This is a genomic window from Cryobacterium sp. RTC2.1 (genome assembly GCF_035018685.1).
Lineage (GTDB): Bacteria > Actinomycetota > Actinomycetes > Actinomycetales > Microbacteriaceae > Cryobacterium > Cryobacterium glucosi.
In genome coordinates this window covers 1-10,269 of record NZ_JASJXJ010000142.1, presented here as the reverse complement: position 1 = coordinate 10,269, position 10,269 = coordinate 1, and the positions used below count along the sequence as shown (strand labels likewise).

Here is a 10,269-nt window from a genome sequence, read left to right as displayed (position 1 = left end):
CGCCTCCCCCTGGTCCACCACCCGCGCCAGAGCCGGCCCCGAAGCCGGCGCCGAGGCCGATGCCCAGCGCGTCGATCGGCTCGGCGGCGAGCATCGCGGCCGCCGCGAGCCGGATCACGTTGAACGTCCCGGTGAGGTTCACCCGGATCACCCGCTCGAAGTCGTCGAGCGGGAGCGGGCCGTCCCTCCCGACGGTGCGTTCCGCCGGCGCGATTCCCGCGCACGTCACGACGATCCGCAGCGGCGCCATCGACACCGCAGCCTCGACGGCACGGTGAACATCGCCCGCGCTCGTGACGTCGCCGGCCACGAAGCGCGTCCGGTCGCCGAGGGCGGCCACGATCGCGGCCCCGGGTGCCCCCGGCAGGTCGAGCAGCACGACCGCTGCCCCGGCCGCGTGCAGGGCGGTGGCGGTGGCCAGCCCGAGGCCGGAGGCGGCCCCGGTGACCAGTGCGGAGCATCCGTCGATGCGCATTTCAGAGCCTCTCGATGATCGTCGCGTTGGCCATGCCGCCGCCCTCGCACATGGTCTGCAGGCCGAAGCGGCCACCGGTGCGCTCGAGGGTGCCGAGGAGGGTGCCGAGCAGGCGGGTGCCGGAGGAGCCGAGCGCGTGGCCGAGGGCGATCGCACCGCCTGCCGGGTTGAGCCGGACGGGGTCGGCGTCGAATTCGCGCGCCCAGACGAGCGGCACGCACGCGAAGGCCTCGTTGACCTCGTAGGCGTCGAGGTCGTCGAGGTCGAGGCCGGAGCGGGCGAGGATGCGCCGGGTCGCCGGGATCACGCCGGTGAGCATCGGGAGCGGGTCGCTCCCCGTGATGGCGAAGCTGTCGAACCGCGCCCGCGGGGTGCAGCCGAGCTGGGCGGCGCGGGCGGCGCTCATGATCAGCACGGCGGAGGCGCCGTCGGTGAGTGGCGACGAGTTACCCGCGGTGGTCAGCCAGTCGAGGTCGGGGAATCGGTCCGCAAGGGCATCGGTGCGGAACGCGGGCGGCAAGGCGGCCAGGGTGTCCAGCGTGGTACCGGGGCGGATGGTCTCGTCCTCGGTGACGACGGTGCCGTCCGGCAGCCGGACCGGCACGAGGCCGCGCGCGAAGTCACCGCTTTCGCGCGCCTCGGCGGCCAGCCAGTGCGACCGGGCCGCGTAGTCGTCGAGCTCCGTGCGGGTCAGGCCCCAACGGCGGGTGATCAGCTCGGCGGAGACGCCCTGGCCGACGAGACCGTTCGGGTAGCGCTCGTGCAGGAGACGACCGGACGGATCCTGGCCCGGGCGCAGGGACGAGCCGAGCGGAACCCGGCTCATCGACTCGACTCCGCACGCGATCACGATGTCGTAGCTTCCGGCGATCACGCCCTGGGCGGCGAAGGTCGCAGCCTGCTGGCTCGAACCGCACTGCCGGTCGATCGTCGTGCCCGGCACGGACTCCGGGAATCCCGCGCTGAGCAGCGCGGTGCGGGTCACGTTGTAGCCCTGCTCACCCGTCTGCGTGACGCAGCCCCCGATCACGTCGTCGACGAGCGCGGGGTCGAGGTCGTTCCGGCGCACCAGCTCGGCGAGCACCCCGGCGAGCAGGTCCGCCGGGTGCACCCCCGACAGTGCTCCACCCGGTTTGCCCCGCCCGGACGGGGTGCGCACGACATCGATGATCACGGCCTCGTTGCTCATGCCGACAGCCTAGGCCTATGCCGCGCCGCCGGGGCCCGCCGCTGGGTCCCGCCGCCGTTGGTGCGTCGCGTGGTTCCGCGAGAGTGGATGCGCGGCGCGGGTCAGGCGGAGAGCGCCCACATCGCGACGGCGCTGGCCGCGGCCACGTTGAGGGAGTCGATGCCGTGCTTCATCGGGATCTGCACGACGCTGTCGGCTGCGGCGAGGGCGTCCTCGGTGAGGCCCTCGCCCTCTGCGCCGAGCAGCAGGGCGAGCTTCTCGTGATCGCGATCATCGAAGTCGCGCAGGCTGACGGCATCCGCCCGGAGGGCGAGCGCGGCGACGTGGAAGCCGCGCCTCGACAGCAGCGCACGGGTGCTCGGCCAGTCGCCGACGCGGGTCCACGGCACTTGCAGCACCGTCCCCATCGAGACGCGGATGGCGCGGCGGTAGAACGGGTCGGAGCAGCGCGGCGTGACGAGGATCGCATCCGCCCCGATCGAGCCGGCGGAGCGGAAGATCGCACCGACGTTGGTGGGGTCCGACACGTTCTCAAGGATCACGATGCGCCGGGCCCCGGCGAGCAGGGTGTCGGCGTCCGGCAGGGCGGGCCGGTTCATCGCGGCGATCAGGCCGCGGTGCAGGATGTACCCGGTCAGCTCGGCGAGGAGCTCCCCTGGCCCGACGAACACCGGCACGTCCTCGCCGACGAGGGCGCGGGCCTCGTCGACCGTATTGCCGAGCGCGAGCACGGAGCGGGGCCGGTGGCCGGCCCGCAGCGCCCGCTCGAGCACGAGCGCCGACTCGGCGATGTACAGGCCGTGCTCGGTGCCGCGGGCCTTCTTGAGGGCGACGTCGGTGACGTGGGCGTAGTCGACGAGCCTCGGGTCGTCGAGGTCGGTGATCTCGATGACGGGCATCCGTTCAGTCTACGAGCCGGGGGCGCTAGTCGGCGAAGGGGTCCGGGGTCATCGTGTACTTGGTCGAGAGGTACTCCTGGATGCCCTCCGGGCCGCCCTCGCGGCCGAGGCCGGATTGCTTGACCCCGCCGAATGGTGCGGCCGCGTTCGAGATCACGCCGATGTTGAGCCCCATCATGCCGGTCTGGAGGCGTTCGACCATGCGCTGCCCGCGGGCGAGGTCCCGGGTGAAGACGTAGCTGACCAGCCCGAACTCGGTGTCGTTGGCGAGGCGCACGGCGTCGTCTTCCTCGTTGAAGGTCGCGATCGCGAGCACAGGCCCGAAGATCTCCTCGCGCAGGATGTCGCTGCCCGGCGCGACTCCGGCCAGCACGGTCGGTTCGAAGAAGGTGCCGGCGCCTTCGATCGAGTCGCCGCCGGTGAGCAGTCTCGCGCCGCGCTCGAGGGCGTCCTGCACCAGGGTGGATGCCTTCTCAACGGCCCCGGCGTTGATCAGCGGTCCGATGTTCACGCCCTCTGCAGTGCCGCGACCCACGACGAAGTCCTGCACCCGCTCGGTGACCCGGCGGGCGAACTCCTCCGCGACGGACGCCTGCACGATGAACCGGTTGGCGGCCGTGCACGCCTGCCCGACGTTGCGGAATTTCGCCGCGATCGCGCCGTCGACGGCCTTGTCGAGGTCGGCGTCGGCGAAGACGATGAACGGCGCGTTCCCGCCGAGTTCCATCGAGGTGCGCAGCACGCCCTGGCCTGCCTGGCCGATCATGCGGCGGCCGACCGCTGTCGACCCGGTGAAGCTGAGCTTGCGCAGCCGCGGGTCTGCGATGATCGGGTCGGACACCGCGCCGGAGCGCGAGGTCGTGATGACATTGAGCACACCGGCGGGGAGCCCGACCTCGGCGAGAAGCTTGGCGAAGTACAGGGTCGTGAGCGGGGTCAGCGACGCCGGCTTCACGACGACGGTGCAGCCGGCGGCGAGCGCGGGAGCGATCTTGCGGGTGGCCATGGCGAGCGGGAAGTTCCAGGGCGTGATCAGGAAGCAGGGGCCGACCGGGTGCTGGGATACCAGCATCCGCCCGGTGCCCTCGGGGTTGGTGCCGTACCGGCCGCTGATGCGCACGGCCTCTTCGCTGAACCAGCGCAGGAATTCGCCGCCGTATGCGACCTCGCCGTATGCCTCGGTGAGCGGCTTGCCCATCTCGATCGTCATCAGTAGCGCGAACTCCTGCTGGCGCTCCTGCATCAGGTCGAAGGCCCGCCGCAGGATCTCACCGCGGACCCGGGGTGGGGTCGCCGCCCAGCTGTCCTGGGCGTCGACGGCGGCGTCGAGGGCTGCTGCGCCGTCGTCGACCCCGGCGTCGGCGATCGAGGCGATGACGAGCCCGGTGGCCGGGTCGACGACGTCGAGCGTCGCCCCGTCACGTGCAGGCACCCACTCCCCGTTGATGAAGAGTTCCTTCGGAACCATCCGGAGAAGTTCGGCTTCGGTGACGTTCGTCATAGTGTCTCCCTGTCGCGAGTGTCTGCTGCTCTGCGTCATCCAGCCTATCCGGGGGCGGCCGCGCTCACGTAGCGTGCAGTTCTCCGCGCACGATCGAATTTCCTGAGTGGGCCGGGTTTCCGTTGTCGGGTTCCGCCGAAACGTCGACGAGCGGGTACTGGGCGAGGTCGACGTCGTCGGGAATGTCGAAGTGGCCGGTGCTGCCGTCGAGGAGGCCGATGCTGATCAGTCCGGAGGCATCCGCCTTGATCAGCCAAACCTCGCGCAGGGGGGCCGCCGCGGTGGCGACGGCGAGGCCGGTGAGGTCGACGACGACCTCGCGGTGTCCGCCGGGCATGGCCTCGACCTCGGCGCTGCCGCTCGCCTGCCAGCCGGGGAACGGCTCGAGGCGGGCCTCGTAGGTGACGGGCGCTGTCGCGGGCGGCTGCACCGCATCGACCCAGCGCGCCGCGCCGAAGCCGGCGAGGACCAGGACCACGGCCGCGGCCGCCGCCAGGAGGAGGCGCACCCCGGTTCGACTCCTGGCTTTCGCCCGTCGACGCGGACGCAGCGCAGCGGGCGAGTCGGACGTGGGCGGACGGGCGGCGGCTGGGCCCGCGGCGGGTGTGGCAGGCGTGGCAGGCGTGGCAGGCGTGGCGAGTATGGCGGGCATGGCGGATGCCTCCCGCTCGCCCTCGAGGAGGTCGGTCAGGTCGTCACCGGCACCGGCACCGGCACCGGCACCGGCAGCATCCGCCGGGCGCACGAAGTCGCGGATTCTCGGCGGCGCACCGACGGCGGCGCTGAGACCGAGGGTCGCGTGGATGCCCGCCCACACGGCGGCGGAGGGCTCGGTGAGGCTGATGTGCCTGGCGGACCGACCGACCGCGGCGGTGTGCTGCAGCGAGATCAGTTCGAGCGCACACTGCGGGCACTCGGCGAGATGCCCGCGCTCTGCCTCGGTGAGGTCGAACTCGGCGAGGGCGATGAGTGCGAGGTCGTCGCGGTCAATATGTGTCATCCTCGGCCTCCAATCGGGCTCGCAGTCGGCCGAGACTTCGGCGGATATGGCTCTTGACGGTTCCGAGCGGCAGATCGAGCATCGCAGCGATCTGCGCGTGTGTGAGGTCAGCATAGAAGGCGAGTTGCATGACGCGCTGCGGAACCGGCGCGAGCCGCTGCAACTCCTCGGCGAACATCACCCGGTCGGCGACGTCGACAGAGTCGTCGACGGATGTCGTGCGCAGTTCGCCCGCGACGGCCTGCTCGATCCGGCGGCGCCGGGAGCGGGCCTCATGGGTGTCCGCGACGGTGTGGCGGGTGATGCCCACGATCCAGGCGGGCAGCCTCGCCCGGTCGGGATCGTAGTTGTCTCTGCCGCGCCAGGCGGCGATGAACACCGTCTGCGTCACGTCCTCTGCCTCGCCGGGATCTCCGAGCGAGCGCACCGCGATCGTGTAGACGAGCGACGACCACCGGGCATAGGCCTCGGCGAGGGCGCGCTCGTCCCCCGCGCGGAACGCGGCGACGAGGCGCAGGTGGTCGACATCATCGATGGGTGCGGTCACTGAGTTTCGTTGCCTCCCGGCTGACGGAGTCACGCGGTTCCCGGTCATCCGCGACCCCTGTCGGGTGCCGCGTGCCGGGCTTCGTCGCCGACAGCATAGCCAGACCTCAGCATCAGGGAACCGGCGTCGCGGAAACGATCACGTTGGAGAGGTAACGTCTCGCCGTGTAGTCGAATTCACCGCCACACGTGACGAGGGTGAGGCGGGCGGGCCCTGTCCGGTCGAAGATCGCCGGCCAGGGCACGTCGGGCTTGAGGACAAGGTCGACGGATGCGACGCGGTAGCGCCGCTCGCCGCCGTCGGCCAGCGAGAGCACGATCTCCGTTCCCGCCGGCGCGGTGGCGAGCCGGGAGAACGGGCCGATGTCGTACTCGAGCGAGTCGACGTGGGCCGCGATCACCGTCGCGCCCGCCGCACTCGCCGGGGCAGGCCCGAACTTGTACCAGGCCGCGATCGCGGGGTTCTTCGGCAGGCCCATGCCGCCGGTGTCGCCGAGTCCGACGGCCTCGATGTCCATGTCGATCCCGAGCGCCTCGATCCTGATCCGCACCGGTGCGACCGTCGCCTGTGCCTGCACCGAGCGGATGTCGGCACTCGCCCCGGTGAGGAGCGGAACGGCCGGCGGCGCTGCGGTCGGCGGGGACGCCGGCATGGGCGTGGGCATGGGTGTCGCGGAGAGCTGCGTCGGCGCGGCGGCGAGGGTCCGCGCGCCGGGTGCGCTCCCGCATCCGCTCAGCATCAGTGCGACGGCGACAGCGGAAAGCAGGATAAGGGCCACAGCGAGCATCCCGATTTTGCCCGCCATGGCCCTCATCGTTGTCCCTCAGTCCTGGCTCGCGCGCTCAGCGGCGCGCTCGGCGGAATCCGAGGAAGGTAGCCGACCCGAGGCCGAGCAACACGAGCACGGCAATGCCGCCGAGCCAGAGCGGGGTCTGGTCTGCCGGCCGGTTGGTTGCGACGAGTCCGGCCTCGCCGGCGGGGATGCCGTTGGGGTCGGAGTTCATGCCCGAAACGGTCTGCACGGCGACGGCGAGGTTCTTGTCCGCGAGGCTGCCCCAGGCGTAGACGATCGTGTCGACTCCCTCGGCCACCTTCACGTCGGCCGGGCCGATCACGGGGGCCGTGGTACCGGTGGCCGCGACGACGGCCGAGATCGTGCCCGCGGGAATCGTCAGGACCGACTCCTTCGGGTTGGACAGGTTCGAGATCGCGACCGCGCCATTCGCGAGGACATCGACAGCGGGCGCCGCGGCCACGTGCCGCACGACGAGGCGGCCAGAGCCGGCGGCGATCATGGACGTGTCGTTGGTGAAGAGGGTCGCCGTGGGCTTCGCGTCAGCCCCGAGGTGCGCGACGGCGGTGTAGTTCTTGCCCGCCTCGAGGGGGAGGTCGACCGGGCCGATCGCCGGCTTGCTCGCGTCCGCGGCATCGGAGGCCGTGATCGCGACGGTGTACGTGCCGGCGGGGAGGTCAAGGGGGCCGGCCATGTCTCCGGGCTTGAAGTTGTCGATCGTCAGCTTGTTGTTGACGTAGACGTCGACCGTGAGACCGGGGACGCCGTGGAAGACCGACAGTTGTGCGTCGCCCGTTGCGGCGGTCGCCGGGGTGAGGCCGCCGAAGACGACGAGCGCCCCGATCGAAGCGGCCGTGAGTGAGGCGGTGAGTGAAGCCTTCACTCGTGTGCTGTGTGTCGCGTGCATGGTGTCCTCCTGTTTTGGGGGTGAACTACGTTGGGGGTGAACTGCTTCTTACCCACTACTTCCTGTTCAGGGCCCATTTCGGATGCGGTGGCGACAAAAGATTTCCCGGGAGAGCGGATGCGGAACGGCTGCACGGCGAGACGGAGACCGGCCCGCGCAGTGGGTGTCTGCGCAGGCCGGTCCGCTCATGCCGGCACCTGACGGGTCAGTGCCAGTGGCCCTTCTCGAGCGGAACCGTCTGCACGGCGAGCGCCAGGGTTCCGTCGGCGAGGCTGCCGTAGGCGTACACGATGGTGTTCGTGCGCTTCGCGATCGAGACATCGGCCGGCCCGAGGAGCGGGTCGGTGGTGCCCGTCGCGGCGACGGCCGCCGAGATCGTGCCGGTGGGGAGGGTGAGTTCGACCTCGTCGGGGTTGGTGAGGTCGGTGATGGCCGCGGCACCGTTCGCGAGCACGTCGACGGACGGCGCTGCGGCAACGTGACGGACCGTGAGCCGGCCTTTACCCTTGCCGACCGAGTCGGGGTTGTTCGTGAACAGGGTGGCCGTCGGCTCCCCTGCCTCGGTGAGGTGGGCGACGGCGGTGTAGTTGTCGCCACTCTTGAGGGAGAGGTCGACCGGGCCGATCACCGGGCTGCTCGCATCCGCTGCATCGGCAGCGGTGATCGCGACCGAGTAGGTGCCGGGGTCGAGGGACAGGGTGTCCGAGAAGGAGCCAGGCGTGAAGTCGTCGAGCGTGAGGGCTCCGTCGACATAGACGTCGACGGTGACCCCGGGGATTCCGTGGAACACGGTCAATTCGGCCGGCCCGTTGTCACCGGAACCGTGACCGTGGCCTCCGTCCCCGGCGTACGCCGGCCCGAATCCTGCGAGAGCTACGAGTACACCGGCTGCGGCGCCTACGGCGAGAATTTTGCGCATGGTTACCTCCTGCTTGTCGTGGTGGCGGAAGGCAGCGTTGCCTCCCATCCCCACTTCGCCGGGTACCCCCCATCCGGATGCACCCAGGCACAAACTCCTGCAAATTTCCGGGTGGCGCCGGAGCTGGCGGAGCAGGTGCTAGGCGGTCGCGAGGTCCGCTGCGGTGGTCAGGGCGACGCCGGCGTACGCCAGCTCGGCGAGCGCCGCGGCAGAGGCGTCCGGGTCGACGCCGACCACGAGGTCGGTGAGCACGCGCACCCGCTGGCCGTGCTCGAGCGCATCGAGACCCGAGGCCCGCACACAGTGATCGGTTGCGATTCCGACGACGTCGACATCCGTCACCGCGTGCTCGATCAGCACCTCGGCCGTGCGCGCGCCCGACTCGTCGAGGCCGGCGAAGATCGAGTACCCCGGTTCGCCCTGTCCCTTGCGGATATGCACGGTCCCGGCCGGGAGCGCGAGGTCCCGGTGGTAATCGGCGCCGGGAGTGTCCGCGACGCAGTGCACCGGCCAGGTGCCGGTGTAGTCGGGCTCTGCACCCGCCGCGGCGAAATGGCCACCGTTGTCTCCGGCCGCGTTGTGCCAGTCGCGCGAGGCGAAGACGTAGTCGTAGCGCAGCGGATGCTCCGCCAGCAGTCTGCTGATGCCCGCGGCCACGGCCGCCCCGCCGTCGACCCCCAGGACGCCGCCCTCCGTGAAGTCGTTCTGCACGTCGATGATGAACAAGGCCCTGGCCACGGTGCTCCGTTCTGGGTTCTGCGCCTGCGTGAGGCGCTAGGTATTGGAGAGGTTGTTTCCGCAGCGATAGAACGCCGCCGTGATGGTGTCGATCGCCTGCTTCGCATTATCACCCACATCACCGAGCGCGTAGACGGCGAAGGTGAGCGGGGTCCCGTCTGCGGCGTGGATGATGCCGGCGAGGGTGTACCCGGTGTCGATCCAGCCGGTCTTCGCGAACACGGAACCGTCGGCATCGGCGTTCTTGCCGGTGAACCGGTCGCTGTAGGAGAGGGAGCCGGTCTTACCGCCGGCGACGGGCAGTCCGTCGAAGACGATCCCGAGATCGCCCTCGCGTGCGTTGATCTTGATGAACAGCTTGGTCAGGTACGACGGCGGAACGGCATTGTTGTCGCTCAGGCCGGAGCCGTCGGCGATGACGATGCCGGTCGTGTCGATGCCATACGTCTGCAGCCCGGCGACCGTCGATTTCTGGAGTGCCGAGAAGGTGTTGCCCGCGCCGGACTTGACCGCGACGAGCCGCGCGAGCATCTCGGCGATGGTGTTGTCCGAGACGATGAGCGCCTGCTTGATCAGTGTCGACACCGGCTGCGACTGGACCGATGCGAGCTGGGTCGCCCCGGCCGGCGCCGTGCCACGGGTGACCGTGACGCTGCTGCCGAGAAGGTCGGCGAATGCCTGCCCGGCGCGCCCGATCGGGTCGCTGCTGCGGGCGGAGGTGCTCTGCTTCGGGTTGTCCCTGTCGCCGTCGACCTGCAGGGCGGTGATCTCGGGCATGTACCCGTCGGTGAGTTCCTTGCGGTTCCAGCTGGGGCCCCACGCCGGGTCTCCGAACAGGGAGGAGTCGAGCACGAGGGAGGTGATCGGGACGATCGCGGTCGCGGGGTCGGCCTGCCACGCCGCGACGGCCTGCACGGCGAGGGTGTCGAGGTGTGCCGCCCCGGTATAGGTCGACTCCGCCCCGCTGGGCAGCCGGGAAAGGGTCAGGTCCCCGCCGCCGACGAGCACGAGTGAACCGGGTTCCGCGCCCTTCACAACCGTCGTCGTCGCCCGGTAGTCGGAGCCGAGAACGCTCAGCGCCGCGGCGGAGGTGAGGACCTTGAGCACGCTCGCGGTGCGGGAGGGCGTGCTGCCGCCCCGGTCGAAGAGGACCTCGCCCGTCGTCGCGTTCACGACCTGCGACTGGAAGCTGCCCAGGCGGGAGTCGGTGGACAGTGCGGCGACGGAACAAGTGCGCAAGTGGCTCGCGGGGACGACCGCTCCGGGAACCGGGCGCACGGGGATCGGCGTCGGGGTAGGGG

At 70.7% G+C, this 10,269-nt stretch carries 11 protein-coding genes; all 11 read right to left on the bottom strand.

Annotated elements, in window-relative coordinates; all coding sequences use genetic code 11:
• On the bottom strand, positions 1 to 475 hold a 475-nt coding region (locus tag QN357_RS15175), incomplete at its 3' end, for an SDR family NAD(P)-dependent oxidoreductase (RefSeq protein WP_323505127.1).
• Between the two features lies 1 nt (position 476).
• The gene (locus QN357_RS15170) at positions 477 to 1,664 is read right to left on the bottom strand and encodes a thiolase family protein (protein WP_322189404.1); all 1,188 of its coding nucleotides are present in this window, start codon (positions 1,662 to 1,664) and stop codon (positions 477 to 479) included.
• 101 nt (positions 1,665 to 1,765) lie between these two features.
• Entirely contained in the window at positions 1,766 to 2,563 is a 798-nt protein-coding gene (locus QN357_RS15165) for an RNA methyltransferase (RefSeq protein ID WP_322189402.1), read from the bottom strand.
• 25 nt (positions 2,564 to 2,588) lie between these two features.
• Positions 2,589 to 4,064, bottom strand: a complete 1,476-nt coding sequence (locus QN357_RS15160; RefSeq protein WP_322189400.1) for an NAD-dependent succinate-semialdehyde dehydrogenase — start codon at positions 4,062 to 4,064, stop codon at positions 2,589 to 2,591.
• A gap of 64 nt (positions 4,065 to 4,128) precedes the next feature.
• Positions 4,129 to 5,064, bottom strand: coding sequence for an anti-sigma factor (locus QN357_RS15155; protein ID WP_322189398.1), 936 nt, complete (start codon positions 5,062 to 5,064; stop codon positions 4,129 to 4,131).
• Positions 5,051 to 5,611, bottom strand: coding sequence for an RNA polymerase sigma factor (locus QN357_RS15150; protein ID WP_322189396.1), 561 nt, complete (start codon positions 5,609 to 5,611; stop codon positions 5,051 to 5,053). Before QN357_RS15150 ends, QN357_RS15155 begins: the two co-directional genes overlap by 14 nt.
• Before the next feature lie 112 nt (positions 5,612 to 5,723).
• A complete protein-coding gene (locus QN357_RS15145; RefSeq protein ID WP_322189394.1) occupies positions 5,724 to 6,416 on the bottom strand; it encodes a class F sortase in 693 nt (230 codons plus the stop codon).
• Positions 6,417 to 6,453: 37 nt separating this feature from the next.
• Positions 6,454 to 7,311: a DUF4397 domain-containing protein gene (locus QN357_RS15140; protein ID WP_323505126.1), complete on the bottom strand. Its 858-nt coding sequence runs from the start codon at positions 7,309 to 7,311 to the stop codon at positions 6,454 to 6,456.
• A 205-nt stretch (positions 7,312 to 7,516) separates the two neighbouring features.
• Positions 7,517 to 8,230 carry a DUF4397 domain-containing protein gene (locus tag QN357_RS15135; RefSeq protein ID WP_322189390.1) on the bottom strand — a complete coding sequence of 238 codons (714 nt, stop codon included), beginning with the start codon at positions 8,228 to 8,230 and terminating at the stop codon, positions 7,517 to 7,519.
• Positions 8,231 to 8,368: 138 nt separating this feature from the next.
• On the bottom strand, positions 8,369 to 8,968 hold the full coding sequence (locus QN357_RS15130) for an isochorismatase family protein (RefSeq protein ID WP_322189388.1): 600 nt from the start codon (positions 8,966 to 8,968) through the stop codon (positions 8,369 to 8,371).
• Positions 8,969 to 9,004: 36 nt separating this feature from the next.
• Positions 9,005 to 10,269: D-alanyl-D-alanine carboxypeptidase/D-alanyl-D-alanine-endopeptidase (gene dacB, locus QN357_RS15125; RefSeq protein WP_323505125.1), on the bottom strand; the 1,265-nt coding region annotated here is incomplete at its 5' end.